Annotated in this window: 1 protein-coding gene; it reads left to right on the forward strand. The window is 60.9% G+C overall.

Features of this window, described 5'->3' with window-relative positions; all coding sequences use genetic code 11:
* On the forward strand, window positions 1–207 hold a 207-nt coding region (locus tag H7I57_RS11605), incomplete at its 5' end, for a hypothetical protein (protein WP_264023650.1).
* Between the last annotated feature and the right edge of the window lie 317 nt (window positions 208–524).

Here is a 524-nt window from a genome sequence, read left to right on the forward strand (position 1 = left end):
CAGAACTCACTGGCCCTGACGCAATTGTCCGGGCAATGGCTCAATGATTGGTTCTCTGGGAATACCGTCGCCGACGACAATCTGGTACCCGGAACCACCCTCACCATTGCCACCGCAAACGGGACGGCCGTCGGCACCGTGATCGGAACCCCTGCGTCAGAACCTGCGTCGGCAGCGCCGAACGGAATCGTCCTGACGGCGTCATGACGGACTCCGCCCGATGCCTCGTGTTCCTGGCGGGCGCCGCCACCCAGGATTCGCCCGGCCCGTGCAGCAAGCACCACACAAGTCGCCGTCTGTTATCGCAACAACGGCTAATGTGCACTCGCACAGGTGACCAGCCATCCTCGTCGGCGAATCACCTTTGCTCGACGAAAGGCGGTGAGGACGACGCTCAGCGAATTCTGGAGTTGGCTGGTCAATCGAGACTGGACGTTGAGCCAGATCAACACCCCGATGGAGTGGTTCGCTTTCCTGAGCATTCCGTTGTTCACCGCAGTGATCGGCTGGCTCATCAACTGGAC

Origin of the sequence: Mycolicibacterium pyrenivorans (assembly GCF_025821625.1) — a bacterium.
Classification (GTDB): Bacteria; Actinomycetota; Actinomycetes; order Mycobacteriales; family Mycobacteriaceae; genus Mycobacterium; species Mycobacterium pyrenivorans.